Here is a 20,403-nt window from a genome sequence, read left to right on the forward strand (position 1 = left end):
CTCTTATTTGGCCGGCGTTGCTGCCGGGGGCGTCAAGGCGGCGATGCGCTCTTGCAGGCAGGCGGGGCACCAGCAGCTCACGGCGGCGCTGCCGGGCACGGGAACGGCCGGCGGCAAGGCGATGCACCAGCAGGGCTTCTTGGCGTCCGGGTCGAGCTGGCCACACTGGAAGGTGGCGCCGCAAAGGCTGCACTGGCTCATGGCTGTGTCTGAATTGGCAAGTGTGTGTCATGCTGCACCGTGGTGCGACGCAGATGTAACTGGCAGTAAAAGGGCTGGCTGGAGGACATATCGGACCAGACTATAGGATCATCAGGGAAAATACAACAAGATCGCCCTATAATGCCTCCAAGATTTTCTTCTTCCCTGTAAAATCTCACCAATCTATTTTCCGGACTCGCCATGAATCAAATAGCTAACTTGAACCTGGACATGAATGACGACTTGACGGCGGTGCCGCCACAAATCAAGGCGCAGATTCTGGCCGAGGCCCTTCCCTATATTCGCAATTTCCATGGCAAGACCATCGTCATCAAATACGGTGGCAATGCCATGACGGACGAACGCCTGAAGCACGGCTTCGCGCGCGACGTCATCCTGCTCAAGCTGGTTGGCATGAACCCGGTCGTGGTGCACGGCGGCGGACCGCAGATCGACAACGCGCTGAAAAAAATCGGCAAGCAAGGCACCTTCGTGCAAGGCATGCGCATCACCGATGAAGAAACCATGGAAGTGGTGGAGTGGGTGCTGGGCGGCGAAGTGCAGCAGGATATCGTCATGCTGATCAACCATTACGGCGGCCAGGCTGTCGGCCTGACGGGCAAGGATGGCGGCTTGATCCGCGCGCGCAAGATGCAGATGCCGGACCGCGAACATCCGGGTGAATTCCTCGACATCGGCTTTGTGGGCGAGATCGACGCGATCAACCCGGCCGTCGTCAAGGCGCTGCAGGACGATGCCTTCATTCCCATCATCTCGCCGATCGGTTTCGGCCAGGATGGCCAGGCCTACAACATCAACGCCGACGTGGTAGCCGGCAAGATCGCGGAAATCCTGAAAGCGGAAAAGCTGATCATGATGACCAACATCGCCGGCGTGCAGGACAAGCAGGGCAACCTGGTGACCGACCTGTCCGCGCGTGAAATCGACGAGATGTTCGCCGATGGCACGATCTCGGGCGGCATGCTGCCAAAGATCTCGTCCGCGCTCGACGCCGCCAAGTCCGGCGTGAACACGGTGCACATCATCGATGGCCGCATCGAACACTCATTATTGCTGGAAGTGTTGACCGAGCAGGCTTTTGGTACTATGATCCGTTCGCACTAAAAACTAATTCGGCGCAATTCACCCAGCGCCGATTTTTTATGCCCTTGTAGCTCAGTGGTAGAGCACTCCCTTGGTAAGGGAGAGGCCACGTGTTCGATCCACGTCAAGGGCACCATCGATTTATCCCCGTATCTGAAAAATGTCCATGGCTGCGTTGCCTCGCCTCGCCATACATGCGTACTGTCTTCGGCTCGGCGCCTTGCCCTGAACATTTTTCATCTACTCTGCCGTCATCTCCCCATAGTAAAAATGCCCATGGCGGTGTTGTACTTCCTCGCCGTACTAGCGTACTGTCTTCGTCAGTACGCCTTGCCCTGAACATTTTTCCATCTGCTCTGCTATCTGTAGCCCGCATCTACTGCGCGTTTCAATACACCCGCTCGACCTTCAAGCCCCTTTGACGCAGCAAATCCGGCACGCTTTTCGTTCCGACCAGATGCAGCACGCCGATGGCGGCCAGGCTGTGCTTTTCGCGCGCCAGCAGTTTGGCGATGCCGTCGGCCAGGGCCGGGTTACGGCCGTCGAGCAGCACTTTTTGCACGAACTGCGCGGCGAACGAGGGGTCTTGCGCCGCCTTTGCCGCCAGCTTGTCGAAGGCCGCCGCATCGGCCGTGCGCCAGGCGTTGGCGATCTCGCGCGCTTCCTGGCTTTGTTCCTGGTCCTCGATCGATGCCACGCCGTCTTCCAGGAAGCGGCACTGGTCGACCGGCGACATCGCGCCAAACAGCGCCATCTGGCCTTCCATCGATTCGAGTTCCAGCACGGGGATCTTGCGCGCCTTGGCCTGCTGCGACAGATAATTGTCCACCGCCAGGTCGGAGCGGTAGCCCAGGGTGGAAAATTCGCCGATGGCCAGCATGCTGGCCAGCATCCACGGCTTCATCGGCGCCACCGATTCGGCTGGAATGCCGTATTTTTGCAACAACGGCGCCAGGCGCGGGGCCAGGGTCTGGCGGCAGTCGGCCGGTACTTTGCTGCCCGGCGCCTCCATGCCGTATTTCAGCACGGCGCTCAAGGCGGCGCGCGGATCGGCGCCAGGATCGATCTCCAGCGCCAGCACCCCGGCGCCTTCCAATGCCTGCGTCACCGTCGGCTCCAGCGGATAAAAATCAGGGGCGCCGACGTGAATGGTGCCGAACAGATACAGGGTATGGCTGGCGTCCTGCACCTTGAACAGGGCACCCCGGTTTTGCGCCACGGGCGGCGCGTCGGCAAGGGCAGCCTGCAACGGCAGCAAGAAAAATCCGCAAAACATCACTATAATCTGGCGTCGCATGGTTTTCCTGTTTGTTGAATTTTTCATCTTTGCTTAAAGACTCTCGTGCCTGTGTCCCATCTTAACCGCTCGTCGCCGGTCTGGCTGTTTGACCTCGACAACACGCTGCACAATGCCTCGCACGCCATCTTCCCCACCATCACGGCCAATATGAACACGTATATTGCCCGCGTGCTAGGTGATGGCGTGACGCCGGCCGACGACGCCATCGTCAATGCGGCGCGCGCGGCCTACTGGCGCCGCTATGGCGCCACCTTGCTGGGCATGGTCAAGCACCATCAGGTGCAGGCAGCGCATTTCTTGCACGAGACGCATACCTTCGACGATTTGCGCGCCATGATACGCGCCGAACGGGGGCTGGTGGCTTTACTCAAACGCCTGCCTGGCCGTAAAATTTTACTCACCAACGCGCCGCTGCGCTATTCGAGCGACGTGATGCGCCACCTGGGCCTGCGCCAGCATTTTTCGCAGCATATCGCCATCGAGGCGATGCATGTGCACCGCCAGCTGCGGCCCAAGCCATCGACCCTGATGCTGCGCAAACTGATGCGCAAGCACCAGATCCGCCCTGGCCGCTGCATCCTGGTGGAAGACACCCTGGCCAACCTGAAGGGTGCGAAAAAACTGGGCCTGCGCACGGCCTGGATCACGCAATACCTGAAAATGGCCGATCCGATCGGCGTGGCGAAGCTCCCCAGAGCGTTAAATCGCCCCGCTTACGTCGATGTCAAAGTAAAATCTGTCCGGCATTTGGCACGCCGCCTTCACCGTCTGCGCTGAAGGGGACTCCTGGGCTTCCGGTTGACGCCGGAAGCCGCACCGCTAGCGGCGGTGACGGACCTCCCCATCAAGGCAGCATTTTTTTAACGACAAGAGAAAATATGGCAAGCACACCGCCGGGCCAACGCAGGCTACAAATTCTTCAGGCCCTCGCCGCAATGCTGGAGCAGCCGAAAGGCGAAAAGATCACCACTGCCGCACTGGCCGCCAGACTGGCCGTCTCGGAAGCGGCCCTGTACCGCCATTTCGCCAGCAAGGCGCAAATGTTCGAAGGGCTGATCGAATTCATCGAGTCGAGCGTCTTCGGCCTGATCAACCAGATCGCGGAAAAGCACAGCGACGGCATGACGCAGACACGCGACATCGTCGGCATGCTACTCAATTTCGCCATCAGCAATCCGGGCATGACGCGCGTGCTGATCGGCGACGCGCTGGTCAATGAGGACGAGCGCCTGCAATTGCGCATGAACCAGTTCTACGACCGCGTGGAACTGGCGCTCAAGCAGGCCTTGCGCGTGGCCGCCGCCGAAGGCCATGGCAAGGAAAGCGAAGTGGCAGCGCGCGCCACCTTGATCGTCAGCTTCGTCATCGGGCGCTGGCACCGCTACGCCAAGAGCGGCTTCAAGATCAATCCTTCCCAGGAAGCGGCGCTGCAAATCGCCATGCTGCTGGGGTAAGTCACCTCAGCAGCTGTCCCCATGCATACCGACTGTTTCGCCCTGCTCGACGACGCCAGCACGCCAGGCGCCGGTTCGCGCCTGTACACGGGCCTGGCGGCAGTTTTGCAGTGCACCGAGGGCACCGGGTGGCCAGCCCTGCTCGAAGGGCTGCAAGCGGTTTTAAAACGCGGCCAGTACGCCGTCAGCGTGTGCAGCTACGAGCTGGGGGCGCACTTGCTGGCCATGCCGCCGCGCGCGGCCGGCATCGACGCGCCGCCGCTGGCGCAGGTGCTCGTCTTTGACCATTGCACGCAGCTGTCGCAGGACGCCGTGGCGCAGTGGCTGGACGAACGTGTCGACGCGGACACCGCGCCGGCCGGCGTGGCCGATATACACACGAATGTGGACCAGGCGCAATTTACGCAGGCGCTGCACCGCATCCACGACTACATCGTGGCCGGCGACACCTATCAAGTCAACTACACCTATCGTTTGCGCTTCGACGCCTTTGGCTCGCCCCCGGCCCTGTATGCGCGGCTGCGCGCGCGCCAACCGGTGCCGTATGGCGCACTGGTGATGCTGCCCGACGGCGGCGCACTGCTGTCGCTGTCGCCTGAGCTGTTCGTACGCCATGCGCAAGGCGAGTTGATGGCACGCCCCATGAAAGGCACGGCGCCGGCCGCCCCGCCTGAGCAAATGGAAGAAAACGTGCGCCGCGCCGCCGCCTTGGCCAACGATCCGAAAAACCGCGCGGAAAACCTGATGATCGTCGACCTGCTGCGCAACGACATCGGCCGCATCGCCGCCACGGGCTCCGTCAAGGTGCCGGCCCTGTTCCAGGTGACGCGCTATAGTAGCGTGCTGCAAATGACCTCCACCGTGCAAGCGCGCCTGCGCGGCGACGCCAGCCTGGCCGACATCTTCCAGGCCTTGTATCCATGCGGCTCGATCACGGGCGCGCCCAAGCGGCGCACCATGGAAATCATCGCCGAACTGGAAGGGGCGCCGCGCGGCATCTACACGGGCGCCATCGGCTGGTTCGATCCGCCGGCCGTCGTTGCTGCCCACGCGGTGGGCGACTTCTGCATGTCCGTGCCGATCCGCACACTGGCCCTGCAGCCGCTTGGCCCTGGCGGCATCCGGCGCGGCGAAATGGGCGTGGGCGCCGGCATTGTGCTCGATAGCGATCCGCAGGAGGAATTTGCGGAATGCCAGCTCAAGGCCCGCTTCCTGACGGGCCTGACCAACGACTTCGAACTGTTCGAGACGCTGCACGCCGGCCGCGACTATGGCTGCCGCCAGCAAGAGCGCCATCTGGCGCGCCTGGCCGCTTCCAGCGCCTACTTCGGTTTTGCCTGGAATGCAGACTCTGCCCGCGCCGCGCTGCAGGCGGCCTGCGCGGCGCGCCCCGACGATGCCCCCTTCCGCCTGCGCCTGGCGCTGCGCCAGGATGGCCAGTTCACGGTGCAAAGCGGTGCGCTCACCGCCTTGCCGGACACGGTAAAAATCATGCTGGCGCCCGACGCCACCACAGCGGACGACCTGTTCCTGCGCCACAAGAGCAGCGTGCGCGCGCGCTACGACGCGGCCTGGCGCGCGGCCGAGGCACAAGGCGGCTTCGACCTGCTGTTCTTTAACGAGCGGGGTGAGCTGACGGAAGGCGGGCGCAGCAATGTCTTCGTCCAGCTCGATGGCTGCTGGCATACGCCCCCCCTGTCCTGCGGCTTGCTGCCGGGCGTGCAGCGCGCTGCCATGCTGGCCGATCCCGCCTGGAATGCGCAGGAAACCATCATCACGCGCGCCATGCTGGCGCAAGCGGAAGCCATCGTCGTGTGCAATGCCCTGCGCGGCGCGATGCCGGCCAAGCTCATCCTGTAAACCGGTAGCACCTGAAACCGTTCAGGGCAAGGCGCATTGCCGAAGGCAGTGCGAACGCACGGCGAGGCACTGCAACGCCGCCATGGACTGTTTCAGGGGTTACAGGTCGATGCGCATTTCATAACCGCCATAGATCATCCGCTTGCCATCGAACGGCAGCTTGGCCGGATCCATCATCTCGGCCAGGCGCGGGTCTTTCATGACCTTGTCGTTGATTTCATCACGCTTGGCGCGCGATTCGAACACGATCCAGGAAAACACCACCACTTCGCCATCCTGCAAGTCCACCGCCTGCGGGAACGAGGTCAGCTTACCCGGCTTGACATCGTCACCCACGCATTCGCGAAATTCCTGCGCGCCATATTCGCGCCAGACAGCGCCGCAGGCGCGCGACATGGCCAGATAGGTATCGAGCTTGGCCTTCGGTACGGGAACCACAAATCCATCGACATACGCCATGATGCTCTCCTTTATGAAGACAAACGCGAACAACCAGCTTAGGACAATGACGGCAAGACGACAAGCACAACATTAAAAAAAAACAGGCGCGCAGGCCTGCTTGTATATTGGCAACTTACATCGCCAGCGCTTTTTCCACCGCGCCCACCAGTTTCCTGTCGTCCGGCGTCACCTTGCTGGGGAAGCTTTCCACCACTTTACCGTGGCGGTCGATCAGGTATTTATGGAAATTCCAGGCCGGCGTCTTGCCCGTCTGCTTGATCAAATCAACGTACAGCGGATTCGGCGTGGGGCCGGAGACCACCGATTTGGCAAACATGGGGAACTTCACGCCGTAGGTGTTGTAGCAAAAATCGGCGATTTCCTTGCTGTTGCCGGGCTCCTGCTTGCCAAAATCATTCGACGGGAAGCCCAGCACCACCAGGCCCTTGCTGCCGTACTTGGCATACAGCGCCTCGATCCCTTCGTATTGATTGGTAAAACCACAATAACTGGCCGTATTCACCACCAGCACGACCTTACCCGCGTACTGGCACAGGTTTTGCGGCACTTCATCCTGCAGGCGCTTGAACGTCTGCTTGAGGATGGCCGGACAGGCTGCTGGCGCGGCGGCAGCTGTGGCGGTTTCAGCGGCATGGGCCGGCATGGCCAGGCTGGCGCCGGCGGCAAGGGTGGTGAGCGCAAACAGCTGGGCAAGGGTCTTGGACATGAAGGGCACCATGGTCGAAAAGGAAAAAAACCATTCTATGCCAAACGCCGCGCACGCGTGTGAAGGCCACAACAACAGCAATTGCTTGACCGATATCAAGGACGGTGCAGTACTTGCCCAACGCACAGTTTTTTTACCTATGCTCGGCCTTCCTGCCCTTGTCCTGTGGAGTTGCCATGCCCTTCCCGCACCTGACCGCATTACCCACCGCCCTGCTGGCCGCCAGCCTGCTTATCCTGGTGCCAGGCGGCGCGCACGCCGCCACGGCTGCCAAAGCCGCCAAGCCCGCCGCGACCAAGGACGCCCCCGCCCTGCCCGCCTACCAGGCCGACCTGAGCCAGACCACCGTATCGGGCCTGTCTTCGGGCGGCTTCATGGCGGCGCAATTTGCCGTCGCCTACTCGGCCACTGTCGCAGGCGCCGGCATCATCGCCGGTGGCCCGTATTTCTGCTCGGGTCAGCCGGGCCGCTTCCCCTATATTCCCTACTTGACGAATGCCCTGACCACCTGCATGAATCCGGGCAGCGCGCAAGTGGCGCCGCCCGTGGCCAGCGAATTGCTGCGCGCGGCGAACGATTTTGCGCGCGCCCGTCTCATCGACGATACGGCCAACCTGAAACGCCAGCGCGTATATCTGTTCAGCGGAACGAAAGATCAGACCGTGACGCGGCCGGTGGTGGAGCAGGTGGAAAAATTCTATCAACTGGCGGGCACGCCGGCGGCGCAAATCCGCTTCGTCGATACGGTCGGCGCGGGCCATGCCATCATCACAGACAACAATCAGGACAAACCCTGCGCCGTGACGGAATCGCCGTTCATCAATGACTGCGACTTCGTGCAGGCGCGCGACATCCTGCAGCACCTGTACCCGGACCTGCAGCCCTCGTCGACCACCCTGACGGGCAAACTGATCGCCTTCAACCAGCGCAGCTTCATCCAGAGCGCGTACTCCAGCATGAACAATACGGGCTACGCCTACATCCCGAAAGCCTGCGACAGCGAGAGCTGCCGCGTGCACGTGGTCTTCCACGGCTGTCTGCAAACGACGCAAGCCATCGGCAACCGCTTCTACACCACCACCGGCTACAACCAGGTGGCGGACGCCAACAAGATCATCGTGCTGTATCCGCAGGCCGAACCGAGCCCCGTCTACCCGTACAACCCGAAAGGCTGCTGGGATTTCTGGGGCTACACCAGCGTCAATCCGATCGACCCGGATTTTTACCGCAAGAGCGGCACGCAGATGCATGCGGTCAAGGGCATGCTAGACCGTTTGGCTGCGCGCCGCGGCTCACGCTAACCCTTAGATACCGCCCATGCAGATGTACTTAATAACAAGATAGTCTTCGATACCGTAGGTCGACCCTTCACGGCCCAGGCCCGATTGCTTGACGCCGCCGAAGGGTGCGATCTCGTTCGAGATCAGGCCCGTGTTGACGCCAACCATGCCCGTTTCCAGGCCTTCTGCCACGCGCCAGATGCGGCCGATGTCGCGCGAATAGAAATAGGCGGCCAGGCCGAATTCCGTGTCGTTGGCCAGGGCGATCACTTCATCATCGGTCTTGAAGCGGAACAGCGGCGCCAGCGGGCCGAAGGTTTCTTCCGTGGCCACGCGCATGTCGTTCGTCACGTCGGCGATGATGGTCGGCTCGAAGAAGCCGTTGCCCAGCGCATGGCGCTTGCCGCCGGCCAGCAGGCGCCCGCCCTTGGCCAATGCATCGGCCACGTGCTCTTCCACCTTGGCGACGGCCTTGGCGTCGATCAGCGGGCCTTGCGTGACGCCCGCCTCGATGCCATTGCCCACCTTCAGCTTGGCCACCGCGGCCACCAGCTTCTCGGCGAAGGCGTCATATACGCTGTCCTGCACGTACAGGCGGTTGGCGCAGACGCAGGTCTGGCCAGCATTGCGGTATTTCGAGGCGATGGCGCCTTCCACTGCCGCATCCAGGTCGGCGTCGTCGAAGACGATGAACGGCGCGTTGCCGCCCAGTTCCAGCGAGAGTTTCTTGATCGTTGGCGCGCATTGCTCGGCCAGCAAACGGCCCACCTGGGTCGAGCCAGTAAACGTCAGCTTGCGCACGATGGGGTTCGAGGTCATTTCGCCGCCGATGTCTTTCGGCGCACCCGTGACGATGCTGAACACGCCTGCAGGCACGCCCGCGCGCTCGGCCAGCACGGCCAGCGCCAGCGCGGAAAACGGTGTTGCTTCGGCAGGTTTCAAGACCATCGGGCAGCCGGCGGCCAGGGCCGGGCCGACTTTGCGGGTGATCATGGCGGCGGGAAAATTCCATGGCGTGATGGCTGCGCACACGCCGATCGGCTCCTTGGTGATGACCAGGCGGCGGTCCGGCCACGGCGATTGCAGGGTATCGCCCGCGATGCGCTTGCCTTCTTCGGCAAACCACTCGATGAACGAGGCGCCGAACTGCACTTCGCCCTTCGCTTCCGGCAAGGGCTTGCCCTGCTCGGTGGTCATGATCAGCGCCAGGTCGTCGGCGTTTTCCAGGATCAAGTCATGCCAGCGGCGCAGCACGGCCGCGCGTTCCTTGGCCGTCTTCTTGCGCCAGGCAGGCCAGGCGGCATTGGCCGCCTCGATGGCGCGGCGCGTCTCGGCTGCGCCCATCAGGGGCACCGTGCCGATATGCTCGCCGGTGGCGGGATTGCTCACATTAATCGTCTGGCCACCATCGGCATCAGCCCAGGCTCCATTCACGTAAGCCTGGTGACGCAACAAGGTAGGATCTTTCAACTGCAGCATATGCATCTCCGGTCTGGTTTGAATTATCGACGAGGGATACTATGCCACAGCGCGGCCGATTCCGCAGGCGCAGCGCTGAACTGCACCAAGCTCTACTCGACCTTGAAAGACGACAGTTTCGGGTCCGGTGCCGGGTACTCCAGCTTCATGCCCTGCAGGGTTTCCAGCAGCAGGGAAGCGACTACCAGGTTGCGCTGGGTCTTGGAGTTCGACGGCACCACGTACCACGGCGCGTGATCGGCATCGGTCTCGCGGATTGCCGTTTCATAGGCGCGCTGGTAGCCATCCCACTTCTTGCGCTGGGCGATATCGTTGGGATCGAACTTCCACTGGCGGTCGGGATCATCGAGCCGCTCCTGCAGCCGTCCGCGTTGCTCGTCCTTCGAGATATGCAGGAAGACTTTCAGGATGACGGTGCCCGTTTCGCTCAGCATGCGTTCGAAATCGCGGATCTGCGCGTAGCGGCGCTGGCATTCGGCCTTGTCGATCATGTCCTGCACGCGCGTGATCAGCACATCTTCATAATGGCTGCGGTTGAAGATGGCAATCTCGCCCTTGACGGGCACGTGCTGGTGCACGCGCCACAGGTAATCGTGCGCCAGTTCGATATCGGTGGGGCCCTTGAACGCCACGGCGCGTATGCCCATCGGGTTGATATTGCTGAAGATGGCCTTGACCGTGCCATCCTTGCCCGAGGTATCCATGCCCTGCAAGACCAGCAGCACTTTTTTCTTGTGCTGCGCATACAGCATGCTCTGGCACTCGGCGATCTGCGCCGTCAGCGCCACGGTTTCCTCGCGGTCCAGGGCCTTGCACTGGGCCGCCGTCAGCTTTTTGTTCGCCGCCTTGGTGGCTGCGCCCAGCAGGCGCTTGCCGGCGAATTCCTCGTTCAGGTCAAAACCCTGGCCGGCACGCAATTGCGTGCGCGCCTTCATGCCGTCACCGCCAGCTTGCGGTGCTCGATTTTTGTGCAATGGTCCATCACCACGTCCAGACCCGCCGCCCGCGCCAGCTGCGCCGCCGCCTCGTTGATGATATCGAGCTGCAGCCACAAACAGCCCACCTTGACGGCGATGGCTTCCTCTGCGATGGGCAGAATATCTGCCGACTTGCGGAAGCAGTCGACGATATCGATGCGCGCCGGCGCCACGGCAGCCGCAGCCTGCGTCAGGGTGGCATAGGCGCGCTGCCCCAGCACGTCGCGCCCGACGAGGGCCGGATTGACGGGCAACACGCGGTAGCCATGCTGCAGCAGGTAATCGGCCACCTCGTGGCTGGCGCGTTCGGGCTTGTCGGACATGCCGACGATGGCGATGATGCGGCTCTCTTGCAGGATGCGGGCGATGTTGGGCATATTCGGGTCTATGAGGCGTGCGACATTGCCCGCCTAGCGTAGCAGATTCCCGCCCCGCCGGGAGCTAGCCAGAAGACTTAGCCTTACGCACGGCCGCCATCTTCGCCACGAAAGCCTGCGCGCGCGCCGTCACGGCCGCATAGTCGCCCGTGGCGCCCGGACCACTCAGGCTGCTGCCAATACCCACGGCTACGGCGCCGCTGGCAAACCATGCATGCAGGTTTTCCACCGTCACCCCGCCCGTGGGCATCAACGGCGCTTGCGGCAAGGGCGCGCGCAGGGCCTTGATGTAGGCGGGGCCGAACATCTCGGCGGGGAAAACCTTGACGATGTCGGCGCCTGCCTGCAGGGCGGTGACGATCTCCGTCGGCGTCATCGCGCCCGGCATGGCCAGCACCTGGTAGCGCTGGCACAGCGCGATGGTTTCCACGTTCACGCCGGGCGAGATGATGAACTGCGCGCCGGCCAGAATGGCGGCGCGCGCCGTCTCGGTATCGAGCACCGTGCCCGCGCCCAGCAGCACGTCATGACCATGGCGTTCGCGCAGGGTGCGCAGCACGCCCAGGGTATCGGGCGTGGTAAACGCCACTTCCAGCGCCGTGATGCCGCCGGCGATGCACGCCTCGGCGATCTGCACGGCCGCCTGCGCCGAAGGGGCGCGCACGATACCGACCATGCCCCGTTCGAGGATGCCCTCGAAAACCGTGTGTTTTTGCATATGCTCTCTCCTGTCACACCGGCAGGGCGCCAAAGCGCACTTCCGGCAAGCCGCGCAAGCCAGGCTGGCGCGCATGAAACAATCCCCCGGCCAGCGGTTCGCTCGCCAGCTGGGCCGGGCTCAGGCTCTCCTGGGCCGTGGTGACGAACAATTCGTCGTAGTGCGGCCCACCCAGGCTCACGCAACTGGGCTGGGATACGGGCAAGGTGATCGCGCGCTCGACGCTGCCGTCCGGCGCGAAGCGCAAGACCCTGCCGCCCCCCCACTGCGCGCTCCACAGGTAGTCATCCGCATCGATGGTGGCGCCGTCGGCGGCGCCCGGCCCCGGATCGAGCGCGGCAAACACGCGCACCCGGCTGGCGTCGCCCCCCAGGTAATCATCCCAGCGGTAGATCGCCTTCTTCATCGAGTCGCAAAAATACATGGCCGTGCCATCGACGCTGAAGCAGATGCTGTTCGAGATGGCGATCTGCGGCAGCGGCAATCGCTCCAGGGTCAAATCCAGGTTGAGGCGGTAAAAGCTGGCGATGGCATCGCGGCACGGGCGCTCATCGAGCGTACCGAAGACAAAGCGCCCCTGGCGGTCGCAGCGGCCATCGTTCAGGCGCGTCATGGGCAAGTCCCCCTCCACCGTGTGCAAGGGCGTGACGGCCCCGCTGCGCGCGTCAAACCAGGCCAGGCGCGAGGCCAGTCCCAGCAGCAGCATATCGTCGCTGTCCGTCAGCGCGAAGCAGGCCAGGCGCTCGGGCATGGCCCAGCTCTGGCGTTCGCCCGTGGCCAGCACCAGCGCATGCAGCTGGCAGCCTTCGATATTCGTCCAGAAAACGCGGCCGCTGCGTTCGCACCAGCGCACGCCCTCGCCCAGGAAGTTCTGCGCATCGACCAGTAATTGGGCCCGTGTCCCCATATCTGTTCCTTCTTTCAATGTGATTCGCGCGGCACGGCAGAACCCCGGCAGCCGACGAGAAAATCCAGGTCCGCGCCTTCGTCGGCCTGCATCACGTGCTTGATATACATAGCCTGGTAGCCGCCTTTCATGGCCGGCTCGGGGGCGCACCACTGCGCGCGCCGGCGCGCCAGCTCGGCATCGTCGACGTCCAGGTGCAAGCGCCGTCCCGCCACGTCCAGTTCAATCATGTCGCCATCGCGCACCAGCGCCAGCGGCCCGCCGACAGCCGCTTCCGGCACCACGTGCAGCACCACCGTGCCGTAGGCCGTGCCGCTCATGCGCGCATCCGAGATGCGCACCATGTCGCGCACGCCCTGCTCCAGCAGTTTTTTCGGCAGTCCCATATTGCCTACTTCGGCCATGCCCGGATAGCCCTGCGGGCCGCAATTTTGCAGCACCATCACGCAGCTGGCATCGATATCGAGGGCGGGATCGTCGACGCGCTTTTTATAATGCTCGATGCTGTTGAAGACGACGGCGCGGCCACGGTGCTGCATCAGTTCCGGCGAGGCGGCGGAAGGCTTGATGACGGCGCCGCGCGGGGCCAGGTTGCCATGCAGGACGGCGATGCCGCCCTCTTCCTTGAATGGCTGCGCCAGCGGCGTGATCACCTCGGGATTGAAATTTTCCGCTTCGGCCACGTTGACGGCCATGCTGGCGCCCGTGACGGTGAGCGCCTCGCCATGCAATTTGCCCAGCAGGTCGCGGATGATCACGGGCAGGCCGCCCGCATAGTAAAAATCTTCTATCAGGTACTGGCCCGACGGCATCAGGTTCAGCAGGCAGGGAATGTCGCGGCCCAGGCGGTCCCAGTCGGCCAGGCGCATGTCCACGCCGATGCGCCCCGCAATGGCCAGCAGGTGGATCACGGCATTCGTCGAACCGCCGATGGCACCGTTGACCATGATGGCGTTTTCAAATGCTTCACGCGTGAGTATCTGCGACAGTTTCAGGTCTTCATGCACCATGTCGACGATGCGCCGGCCCGTCAGCTGCGCCTGCAGCTTGCGGCGCGCATCGACGGCGGGAATGGCGGCGTTGCCGGGCAGGGTCACTCCTAGCGCCTCGACCATGCTGGCCATGGTGGACGCCGTGCCCATGGTCATGCAGTGGCCGGCGGAGCGCGACATGCACGATTCTGCCTGCTTGAATTCGTTTGAGGTCATGCGCCCGGCGCGCACGTCTTCGGAAAACTTCCACACGTCCGTGCCCGAACCGATCGGCCTGCCGCGGTAGTTGCCGTTCAGCATGGGGCCGCCCGACAGCACGATGGTGGGCAAGTCCACGCTGGCCGCGCCCATCAGCAGTGCCGGGGTGGTCTTGTCGCAGCCCGTCAGCAGTACCACGCCGTCGATCGGGTTGGCGCGAATCGATTCCTCGACATCCATGCTGGCCAGGTTACGGAACAGCATGGCCGTCGGGCGCAGGTTCGTCTCGCCCAGTGACATGACGGGGAATTCGACGGGAAAGCCGCCCGCTTCGAGCACGCCGCGCTTGACCATCTCGGCCAGGTCGCGGAAATGGCCATTGCACGGCGTCAGCTCGGACCAGGTATTGCAGATGCCGATGACGGGACGACCATCGAAGGCGTCGCCGGGATAGCCCTGGTTCTTCATCCAGCTGCGGTGAATAAAACTGTCCTTGTCGTCGCCGCCAAACCACGCTTGCGAACGCAAGGGACGCTTGTTCTTGTTGTCACTCATACTGTCTCCTGCGGGGAAATCAAGCCGCGCGCGACGGCGATCAGCAGCGCACCGTGACCGGCCAGATTGGTTTGCTGCTGGTCGTCGACGATGATGCGCTTGCCATAAAAAAATCCGTGTTCTTCGATCAGCAGCCCGAGCGCCTGGCGCAGCATGGGCTTGCCGGTAATGACGAGCGGGGTATCGGGTCGCATCTGGATGGCGGTGCTGTTGCGCAGCGCCAGCAAGTCGCCGCTGAGGACGGCCCCCATCAGGAAATTGGCCCGCTCATTGCATTCCACAGCACTGAACTGGCCCAGGGTGCGCACGCTGAAGCAGGCGCGCGCCAGTCCCGTTTTTTGCGCCGCAGCCGCGCCAGCCAGCAGCATTTTCGGCACCAGGGTCTGCGCAAAACCGCCATCGACCGATTGCTTGATCAGGGTGTGCCGCGTGATCGCCTGCAGCAGCTCGCCAGCGATGGTGGTGCTGCAGCCGAGAATGCGGCGCTGCTCGTCCACGCTGATCAATTTGGTATGCGAACCGGGCATGATCAGGGTCGCCGCGCCGCGCAATTGCAAGCGCTCGAGCAGTGCGACGACTTCCGTCTCTTCGCCGCGCATCATGTCCATCGCTTCGACGTTATGCAGGCCGACGGCGCCATGCTGATTGCGCACGCCGGGGATCAGCCACAAGGGCTGCGCCAGCACGTCGGGCAAGTCCACCGCCTGCATGCCTTGCGCCAGCTGGGCCAGGCCGGCGGGCGCCGGCAAATGCGGCACTTCCTGCACGCCCATGGGCGAAGTGATCATGCCCGAGGCCAGCGCCAGGTCCACTTCGGACGGCGCGATGCCCTCGCTGGCCAGCACACTGGCGATGGTGTCGCGCAGCGCCTGTTTCAGCGCGCCGTTATGGCCATCGATGGCGGTATTGCGCACGCCCGTTTCCAGCTGCGCCTGGGCGACGACGGCGCCTGCGCGCCACAGCAAGGTACGCGTATTGGTGGTGCCGACATCGATGGTGAGTATGTTCATGGGCAGGTTCGCAGCGTCGCTAAGGGCAAAAATAAATGAGGGAAAAACTACCCCATGGTAGAACTGCCCCGCATATCTGACCAATCACTTCTTTGACATCATTGATACCGCTTCGGATATGTCAAACGCGTCGATATCCTGCACGCCCAGACGGTAGGCCAGCTTGAAGCGCGTCACCTGTCCCGGCTGCACTTCCACACCCTGCGCCAGCAGGGAAAAACAGCCCGTATCGGAATACAAATGGCAACTGTCCTGGGTACTGGAAAAACGCAAGACCCGGCCCGACGCGGGGTCGGCAACCCACGCCGCCTCGCGCAGCTTGCCGTTGCCCGTCCAGTAAAAGTCATGCCGAAACCCCGTTAAATGCGCCAGCGCGGGCCAGGCCAGGCGCGAAGCGAGCGGCGCCGGCTGGCGGAAGTCAAACGCGCTGCCCGCCACATCGAGCGGCGCCTCGCCCTTGCGGCCCCCCGGCCAATAGCAGTCGGCATCCAGACGCAGCACATGGTCGGCCACGGCGGCCCCCCTTCCCTGCAGATTGAAGCGGGGTGCGGCAAGCGCAAAACGGGTAACCGTATCGGCCGTGGCAACGCAATCGAGGTGCAGGCTGCCATCCTCGTCGAGCCGGTAGGCCAGGCGCACCGACAGGCCGTCTTGCGCCAGGTGCAACAGCAAGTGGCCGCCGTCCGGCGGCGCGCACTGCCAGCCCGTGGGCACATGCTCCGCTTGGGGCGCCGCGCCCAGCACATCGGCCAGGCGGCCATAGCGGTCGGGTGCCCACCAGGCCCGCACACTGGCATCGTGCGCGTCGATGGCCACGCGCATGCCGCGCGCATTGCGCAGCAGATGCATCATGGCGTCTGACCGGGGGCTGGCGGTGGCCGGCTGCGCTGCTGGAAATCGCGCGGCGTGCAACCGAGTTCGCGCTTGAAGACGGCATGCATGTACTGCACCGTGGTAAAGCCGCAACGCACGGCCACCTCGGCCACCTGGCCCGGCCCGCGTGCCAGCAGGGTCTTGGCCGCATCGAGCTTGAAATGCAGGATTTCATCGTGCACGCTGCGCCCCAGCTCGTGGCGGAAGTGCGCTTCGAGCGAGGAGCGCGACACGCCCACGTAATCGGCCACCTGCTCCGTCTTGATGCCCTGGCAGGCGTACTGGCGAATGAAATGGCGCGCCTGCATCACCTGCGGATGCTGGAACGGCTGGTGGCGCGTGGAAGCGAGCACGTTCAAGCCGGCCGGCGGCACCAGGATGCGCGTGCCAGACAGGCGTGCGCCATTCAACATCTGGTGCAGCAGGTGCGCCGCCGTGCGGCCCATTTCCTCCGTGCCCTGGATCACGGAACTGAGCGGAATGCGCGTGAGCATGCGCGCCAGCGGATCGTTGTCGATACCGATCAGGGCCACTTGCTCCGGCACGGCGATCCCCGCGTGCATGCAGGCTTGCAGCAGCTGGCGCGCACGCGCATCGCTTACGGCGAGGATACCGACGGGTTTTTCCAGGCTGTTGAGCCAGGCGATCTGCTGTTCCACCGCCTCGTCCCACGCGGGCGCGCTGGTGGCGACGCCCCGGTACACGTCGGCGCGCATGTGGTCGCGCTCCATCAGCGCGCAAAACGCCGTTTCGCGCTCCTGCGCCCAGCGGTTGACATCGGCCTCGGGCAGGCTGAAACAGGCAAAGCGCGTCAAGCCCGCTTCCACCAGGTGCTCATAGGCCAGCTTGACGATCTTGAAATTATCGGTCGCCACATACGGGATGCCGGCCGGGTAGTCCTCGGCGCACGCATACGAGCCGCCCACGGCCACCACGGGCAAGCGGCTGTGCGCCAACGCCGCGCAGACGGCGGGATCGTCGAAATCGGCGATGATGCCGTCGCCCTGCCAGCGTTCGATGCCTGGCAGGCGGCAGCGGAAGTCCTCTTCCAGGAACAGGTCCCACGACACGCGCGTGGTGTTCAGGTAGGCGGCGATGCCCGCGATGATATCGCGGTCGTAGATTTTATTCCCGTTAAACAGCAGCGCGATCCGGTGCGCGGTCGGCATCTTCATGGTGTCTCCTCGCGTGCCAGATCGTTTCACGGCTATCTGCGCCCTGCTCGCGTGCTGACATCGACCCACACGGCCAGGGTGAGGATACTGCCTTTCACGATCATCTGCCAGTAGGTGTCCACGTCCAGCATGGACATGCCGTTATCCAGGCTGGCCATCACCAGCGCGCCGATCAGGGCCCCGTACACCGTGCCCGAGCCGCCGCGCATCGAGGTGCCGCCGATGAAGCAGGCGGCGATGGCATCGAGTTCGCTGAAGGTGCCGGCCGAAGGCGAACCGGCCGCCAGGCGGCCCGTGTTGATCAGGCCCGCCAGCGCGCACATCAGGCCCATGATGCCGAAGATCCACAGCTTGACGGCTTTCACGTTGATGCCGGACAAACGCGTCGCTTCCATATTGCTGCCCACGGCGTAGATGCGGCGGCCGAATACGGTCTGGCTGGTGATGTAGCTGAACAGTCCCAGCAAGGCCAGCAGCAACAGCACGGGCAGCGGGATGCCTTCATAGCCGTTCAGGGTTTGCACGAAGGCATACAGCACGGCGCCGATGACGGCCAGGCGCAAGCCGTCGGCCCAGGGCGCCGTCTGCGGCAAGCCATGCTGCGCGCGGCTGGCGCGCGCGCGCCACGTCAAAAAGGCGGCCAGCAGGAACAGGCCGATGCCCAGCGCGATGCCGGGCAAGGCGGGCAGGTAGCCTTGCCCCAGATACACGAGCGGCTCGGAGACGGGTGCAATCGTGATGCCGCCCGTGATGCCCAGCAGGATGCCGCGATACGCCAGCATGCCGCCCAGGCCCACGATGAAGGAAGGGATACCCCGGTACGCCGTCAGGTAGCCGTTGAGCAGGCCTATCACCAGGCCGCAGCCGAGTACCGCCGCCAGGTTCAGCGCCAGTGGCCAGTGCTGCGTCACGTCCAGCACGGCGGCGATGCCGCCCAGCAGTCCCAGCAGGGAGCCGATCGACAGGTCGATCTCGCCGGCGATAATCACCAGCACCATGCCACAGGCGAGGATGCCGGTGACGGACATCTGGCGCAGCAGGTTCGACAGGTTGCGCGGCGTGAGGAAACTGCCCTCCGTCTTCCACGAAAAATAGGCCCAGATCAGCGCCACTGCGATCAGCAGGGCCAGCATCTTGTATTGGGTGAACAGCTGTTTGATACTGTGCGGTTTCATGCTGCGGGTTCCTTGTTTGCGGTATGGACGGCTGGCGCCGGGCGCTGGTCCAGCGCCGCCGCCAGCACGGTTTCCTGGCTCAGGCCATCGTTGATAAAGTCGCCGCGCAGGCGGCCTTCGCCCATCACCAGCACGCGGTCGGACACGCCCAACACCTCGGCCAGCTCCGACGAGACCATGATGATGGCCACGCCCCGGTCGGCCAGCGCCAGCATCAATTTGTAGATTTCATATTTGGCGCCCACGTCCACGCCGCGCGTGGGCTCGTCGAGGATCAAGACGCGCGGGCGCGTCAGCAGCATCTTGGCCAGCACGGCCTTTTGCTGGTTGCCGCCAGACAGGCTCGTAATGGGTAGCGACGGGCTGGCAGCCTTCAGTTCCAGCTGGGCGATCTCGCCGCGCACGGCGGCCAACTCCGCCTCGCCATCGATGCGAGTGGCGCGCGCAAATGTCTCCAGCACGGCCAGGGTGATGTTCTGCCCCACGTCGAGGTCCGGCACGATGCCGTGATGCTTACGGTCTTCCGGAACCATGGCCAGGCCCATGGCAATCGCTTTTTGCGGAGACGAAGTATCGATCTGGCGGCCATCGAGCCACACTTCGGCCTGGCACGGCCCCTGATAGGCGCCGAACAGGGCCGAGACAAGCTCCGTGCGCCCCGCCCCCACCAGGCCGGCGATGCCGAGGATCTCGCCCTTGCGCAGGGTGAATGACACATCATCGACCCTCTTGCGCTGCGGGTTGTCGGCATCGATGCAGCTCACGTGGCGCGCCTCGAACAGCACCTCGCCGATAGCCGCCGACGCCTTGTTCCCCACGGCGCGCTGCGGATACAGCTGGTTCATTTCGCGGCCCACCATCTGCGCGATGATGCGCTCGACGTTCATCTGCGCCATCGGCGTGGTGGCGATATGCTTGCCGTCGCGGATGACGACGATGGTGTCGCAGATGGCCGCCACTTCATCGAGCTTGTGCGAAATGTAGATGCAGGTGACGCCCTTGGCTTTCAGTGCGCGCAGGATATCGAGCAGCACGGCAATTTCCGACGCCGTCAGCGACGACGACGGCTCGTCGAGGATCAGCAAGCGCGCATTCTTGTTAAGCGCCTTGGCGATTTCCACCAGCTGCTGGTGGCCGCCGCCGTAATTCATCACGGGCTGCGCCACGTTCAGTTCGGGAATTTTCAATTCGCGCAGCAACTCGTCGGCGCGCTTGTACATGGCCGCGTAATGCATGCGCCCGCCCGGCAGGGTAAGCTCGCGGCCCATGAAGATATTCTCGGCCACGGACAACTGCGGCACCAGCATCAGTTCCTGGTGGATGATGATGATGCCCGCGTCTTCCGTGTCGCGGATCGATTGCGCGCGCAGGGGCTGGCCATCCCACAGGATGTCGCCATCCCAGGTACCGTGCGGGTACACGCCGGACAACACTTTCATCAGGGTCGACTTGCCGGCGCCATTCTCGCCGCACAAGCCGATGCACTCGCCGGCCCGCACCTGCAGATCGATACCGTCAAGCGCGCGGACACCGCCTACGCGGACGTCGCCAAACTGTTTGACGATGCCTTTCATTTCAAGCAGATAGTCGGACATGCTCA

At 63.6% G+C, this 20,403-nt stretch carries 20 protein-coding genes and 1 tRNA gene; 6 read left to right on the forward strand and 15 right to left on the reverse strand.

What is annotated here, in order from left to right; genetic code table 11:
- Nucleotides 1-3 precede the first annotated feature (3 nt).
- Nucleotides 4-201 carry a cysteine-rich CWC family protein gene (locus ACQ4WP_RS01110; RefSeq protein WP_436518279.1) on the reverse strand — a complete coding sequence of 66 codons (198 nt, stop codon included), beginning with the start codon at nucleotides 199-201 and terminating at the stop codon, nucleotides 4-6.
- A gap of 231 nt (nucleotides 202-432) precedes the next feature.
- On the opposite strand from ACQ4WP_RS01110, the gene argB reads away from it, so the two are divergent.
- Both argB and ACQ4WP_RS01120 read left to right on the forward strand, forming a co-directional pair.
- Nucleotides 433-1,326 carry an acetylglutamate kinase gene (gene argB, locus ACQ4WP_RS01115; RefSeq protein ID WP_436518399.1) on the forward strand — a complete coding sequence of 298 codons (894 nt, stop codon included), beginning with the start codon at nucleotides 433-435 and terminating at the stop codon, nucleotides 1,324-1,326.
- Nucleotides 1,327-1,366: 40 nt separating this feature from the next.
- Nucleotides 1,367-1,441, forward strand: a tRNA-Thr gene (locus tag ACQ4WP_RS01120).
- A gap of 252 nt (nucleotides 1,442-1,693) precedes the next feature.
- Here the strand turns inward: ACQ4WP_RS01120 and ACQ4WP_RS01125 are convergent.
- A complete protein-coding gene (locus ACQ4WP_RS01125; protein WP_436518280.1) occupies nucleotides 1,694-2,602 on the reverse strand; it encodes a TraB/GumN family protein in 909 nt (302 codons plus the stop codon).
- Nucleotides 2,603-2,647: 45 nt separating this feature from the next.
- Here ACQ4WP_RS01125 and ACQ4WP_RS01130 point away from each other — a divergent pair, with 45 nt between their 5' ends.
- From ACQ4WP_RS01130 to pabB, 3 genes are all read left to right on the forward strand, one after another.
- Nucleotides 2,648-3,382 carry a pyrimidine 5'-nucleotidase gene (locus ACQ4WP_RS01130; protein ID WP_436518281.1) on the forward strand — a complete coding sequence of 245 codons (735 nt, stop codon included), beginning with the start codon at nucleotides 2,648-2,650 and terminating at the stop codon, nucleotides 3,380-3,382.
- A 101-nt stretch (nucleotides 3,383-3,483) separates the two neighbouring features.
- On the forward strand, nucleotides 3,484-4,059 hold the full coding sequence (slmA, locus tag ACQ4WP_RS01135; RefSeq protein ID WP_436518282.1) for a nucleoid occlusion factor SlmA: 576 nt from the start codon (nucleotides 3,484-3,486) through the stop codon (nucleotides 4,057-4,059).
- 21 nt (nucleotides 4,060-4,080) lie between these two features.
- On the forward strand, nucleotides 4,081-5,919 hold the full coding sequence (gene pabB / locus ACQ4WP_RS01140; protein ID WP_436518283.1) for an aminodeoxychorismate synthase component I: 1,839 nt from the start codon (nucleotides 4,081-4,083) through the stop codon (nucleotides 5,917-5,919).
- A gap of 99 nt (nucleotides 5,920-6,018) precedes the next feature.
- On the opposite strand, the gene ACQ4WP_RS01145 is transcribed toward pabB, so the two are convergent.
- Nucleotides 6,019-6,378 carry a DUF1428 domain-containing protein gene (locus tag ACQ4WP_RS01145; protein WP_436518284.1) on the reverse strand — a complete coding sequence of 120 codons (360 nt, stop codon included), beginning with the start codon at nucleotides 6,376-6,378 and terminating at the stop codon, nucleotides 6,019-6,021.
- A gap of 115 nt (nucleotides 6,379-6,493) precedes the next feature.
- Nucleotides 6,494-7,087: a glutathione peroxidase gene (locus ACQ4WP_RS01150; RefSeq protein ID WP_436518285.1), complete on the reverse strand. Its 594-nt coding sequence runs from the start codon at nucleotides 7,085-7,087 to the stop codon at nucleotides 6,494-6,496.
- A gap of 176 nt (nucleotides 7,088-7,263) precedes the next feature.
- On the opposite strand from ACQ4WP_RS01150, the gene ACQ4WP_RS01155 reads away from it, so the two are divergent.
- Nucleotides 7,264-8,388 carry an extracellular catalytic domain type 2 short-chain-length polyhydroxyalkanoate depolymerase gene (locus ACQ4WP_RS01155; protein ID WP_436518286.1) on the forward strand — a complete coding sequence of 375 codons (1,125 nt, stop codon included), beginning with the start codon at nucleotides 7,264-7,266 and terminating at the stop codon, nucleotides 8,386-8,388.
- A 3-nt stretch (nucleotides 8,389-8,391) separates the two neighbouring features.
- Here ACQ4WP_RS01155 and gabD read toward each other — a convergent pair whose 3' ends face one another.
- From gabD to xylG, 11 genes are all read right to left on the reverse strand, one after another.
- Nucleotides 8,392-9,846, reverse strand: coding sequence for an NADP-dependent succinate-semialdehyde dehydrogenase (gabD, locus tag ACQ4WP_RS01160; protein ID WP_436518287.1), 1,455 nt, complete (start codon nucleotides 9,844-9,846; stop codon nucleotides 8,392-8,394).
- 92 nt (nucleotides 9,847-9,938) lie between these two features.
- The gene (locus ACQ4WP_RS01165; protein ID WP_436518288.1) at nucleotides 9,939-10,781 is read right to left on the reverse strand and encodes a PPK2 family polyphosphate kinase; all 843 of its coding nucleotides are present in this window, start codon (nucleotides 10,779-10,781) and stop codon (nucleotides 9,939-9,941) included.
- On the reverse strand, nucleotides 10,778-11,200 hold the full coding sequence (locus ACQ4WP_RS01170; protein WP_436518289.1) for a CoA-binding protein: 423 nt from the start codon (nucleotides 11,198-11,200) through the stop codon (nucleotides 10,778-10,780). Before ACQ4WP_RS01170 ends, ACQ4WP_RS01165 begins: the two co-directional genes overlap by 4 nt.
- A gap of 64 nt (nucleotides 11,201-11,264) precedes the next feature.
- Nucleotides 11,265-11,918: a bifunctional 2-keto-4-hydroxyglutarate aldolase/2-keto-3-deoxy-6-phosphogluconate aldolase gene (locus ACQ4WP_RS01175; RefSeq protein ID WP_436518290.1), complete on the reverse strand. Its 654-nt coding sequence runs from the start codon at nucleotides 11,916-11,918 to the stop codon at nucleotides 11,265-11,267.
- Nucleotides 11,919-11,931: 13 nt separating this feature from the next.
- The gene (locus tag ACQ4WP_RS01180; protein ID WP_436518291.1) at nucleotides 11,932-12,825 is read right to left on the reverse strand and encodes an SMP-30/gluconolactonase/LRE family protein; all 894 of its coding nucleotides are present in this window, start codon (nucleotides 12,823-12,825) and stop codon (nucleotides 11,932-11,934) included.
- Nucleotides 12,826-12,839: 14 nt separating this feature from the next.
- Nucleotides 12,840-14,570: an L-arabinonate dehydratase gene (gene araD / locus ACQ4WP_RS01185; RefSeq protein WP_436518292.1), complete on the reverse strand. Its 1,731-nt coding sequence runs from the start codon at nucleotides 14,568-14,570 to the stop codon at nucleotides 12,840-12,842.
- Nucleotides 14,567-15,580 carry a 2-dehydro-3-deoxygalactonokinase gene (locus ACQ4WP_RS01190; protein ID WP_436518293.1) on the reverse strand — a complete coding sequence of 338 codons (1,014 nt, stop codon included), beginning with the start codon at nucleotides 15,578-15,580 and terminating at the stop codon, nucleotides 14,567-14,569. Before ACQ4WP_RS01190 ends, araD begins: the two co-directional genes overlap by 4 nt.
- 84 nt (nucleotides 15,581-15,664) lie before the next feature.
- Complete coding sequence (locus ACQ4WP_RS01195) at nucleotides 15,665-16,432, reverse strand: aldose epimerase family protein (protein WP_436518294.1); 768 nt, start codon at nucleotides 16,430-16,432, stop codon at nucleotides 15,665-15,667.
- Nucleotides 16,429-17,628, reverse strand: coding sequence for a XylR family transcriptional regulator (locus tag ACQ4WP_RS01200; RefSeq protein ID WP_436518295.1), 1,200 nt, complete (start codon nucleotides 17,626-17,628; stop codon nucleotides 16,429-16,431). Before ACQ4WP_RS01200 ends, ACQ4WP_RS01195 begins: the two co-directional genes overlap by 4 nt.
- A 32-nt stretch (nucleotides 17,629-17,660) precedes the next feature.
- Nucleotides 17,661-18,803: a sugar ABC transporter permease gene (locus ACQ4WP_RS01205; protein ID WP_436518296.1), complete on the reverse strand. Its 1,143-nt coding sequence runs from the start codon at nucleotides 18,801-18,803 to the stop codon at nucleotides 17,661-17,663.
- A complete protein-coding gene (gene xylG, locus ACQ4WP_RS01210; protein WP_436518297.1) occupies nucleotides 18,800-20,398 on the reverse strand; it encodes a D-xylose ABC transporter ATP-binding protein in 1,599 nt (532 codons plus the stop codon). Before xylG ends, ACQ4WP_RS01205 begins: the two co-directional genes overlap by 4 nt.
- Between the last annotated feature and the right edge of the window lie 5 nt (nucleotides 20,399-20,403).

Source organism: Janthinobacterium lyxosi (assembly GCF_051380665.1).
Lineage (GTDB): Bacteria > Pseudomonadota > Gammaproteobacteria > Burkholderiales > Burkholderiaceae_D > Janthinobacterium.

Coding starts and splice junctions, on each gene's coding strand:
- ACQ4WP_RS01110 (WP_436518279.1), bottom strand. CDS start 201: ATGAGCCAGTGCAGCCTTTGCGGCGCCACCTTCCAGTGTGGCCAGCTC.
- argB (WP_436518399.1), top strand. CDS start 433: ATGAATGACGACTTGACGGCGGTGCCGCCACAAATCAAGGCGCAGATT.
- ACQ4WP_RS01125 (WP_436518280.1), bottom strand. CDS start 2,602: ATGCGACGCCAGATTATAGTGATGTTTTGCGGATTTTTCTTGCTGCCG.
- slmA (WP_436518282.1), top strand. CDS start 3,484: ATGGCAAGCACACCGCCGGGCCAACGCAGGCTACAAATTCTTCAGGCC.
- pabB (WP_436518283.1), top strand. CDS start 4,081: ATGCATACCGACTGTTTCGCCCTGCTCGACGACGCCAGCACGCCAGGC.
- ACQ4WP_RS01145 (WP_436518284.1), bottom strand. CDS start 6,378: ATGGCGTATGTCGATGGATTTGTGGTTCCCGTACCGAAGGCCAAGCTC.
- ACQ4WP_RS01150 (WP_436518285.1), bottom strand. CDS start 7,087: ATGTCCAAGACCCTTGCCCAGCTGTTTGCGCTCACCACCCTTGCCGCC.
- ACQ4WP_RS01155 (WP_436518286.1), top strand. CDS start 7,264: ATGCCCTTCCCGCACCTGACCGCATTACCCACCGCCCTGCTGGCCGCC.
- gabD (WP_436518287.1), bottom strand. CDS start 9,846: ATGCTGCAGTTGAAAGATCCTACCTTGTTGCGTCACCAGGCTTACGTG.
- ACQ4WP_RS01165 (WP_436518288.1), bottom strand. CDS start 10,781: ATGAAGGCGCGCACGCAATTGCGTGCCGGCCAGGGTTTTGACCTGAAC.
- ACQ4WP_RS01170 (WP_436518289.1), bottom strand. CDS start 11,200: ATGCCCAACATCGCCCGCATCCTGCAAGAGAGCCGCATCATCGCCATC.
- ACQ4WP_RS01175 (WP_436518290.1), bottom strand. CDS start 11,918: ATGCAAAAACACACGGTTTTCGAGGGCATCCTCGAACGGGGCATGGTC.
- ACQ4WP_RS01180 (WP_436518291.1), bottom strand. CDS start 12,825: ATGGGGACACGGGCCCAATTACTGGTCGATGCGCAGAACTTCCTGGGC.
- araD (WP_436518292.1), bottom strand. CDS start 14,570: ATGAGTGACAACAAGAACAAGCGTCCCTTGCGTTCGCAAGCGTGGTTT.
- ACQ4WP_RS01190 (WP_436518293.1), bottom strand. CDS start 15,580: ATGAACATACTCACCATCGATGTCGGCACCACCAATACGCGTACCTTG.
- ACQ4WP_RS01195 (WP_436518294.1), bottom strand. CDS start 16,432: ATGATGCATCTGCTGCGCAATGCGCGCGGCATGCGCGTGGCCATCGAC.
- ACQ4WP_RS01200 (WP_436518295.1), bottom strand. CDS start 17,628: ATGAAGATGCCGACCGCGCACCGGATCGCGCTGCTGTTTAACGGGAAT.
- ACQ4WP_RS01205 (WP_436518296.1), bottom strand. CDS start 18,803: ATGAAACCGCACAGTATCAAACAGCTGTTCACCCAATACAAGATGCTG.
- xylG (WP_436518297.1), bottom strand. CDS start 20,398: ATGTCCGACTATCTGCTTGAAATGAAAGGCATCGTCAAACAGTTTGGC.